Below are 279 nucleotides of genomic sequence, written 5' to 3' on the forward strand. Positions count from 1 at the left end.
CGCCGTTTCCGGATCGAAGGAGAAAAGCAGCTTTTGGCCGATCCGGTCGAGCACGCTCATTCACCCTCCAGTGTCGGAAAGTCGTGGCCACCGGCGCCGAGCGGCAGCGGCTTTGCCCAGAGAACCGCACCGAGATCCAGCGGGGCGTAGAGATGCGGGAACAGGGCACCGCCGCGCGACACTTCGTATTTCAGCGCATCGCCCAGTTTGCTCCCGTCGATCGCGATCAGCAGCAGGTCCGTCTGGCCGGCGAAATGCTTGGCAGCGGTCTCGCGCGCC

General features: G+C 65.2%; 1 protein-coding gene. It reads right to left on the reverse strand.

Translation table 11 applies throughout. The features are described from left to right. Window positions 1-56 precede the first annotated feature (56 nt). Window positions 57-279: DUF952 domain-containing protein (locus EN852_RS40455; protein ID WP_135880021.1), on the reverse strand; the 223-nt coding region annotated here is incomplete at its 5' end.

The organism is Mesorhizobium sp. M2E.F.Ca.ET.209.01.1.1, assembly GCF_004010375.2.
In the GTDB taxonomy this organism is placed as follows: Bacteria; Pseudomonadota; Alphaproteobacteria; order Rhizobiales; family Rhizobiaceae; genus Mesorhizobium.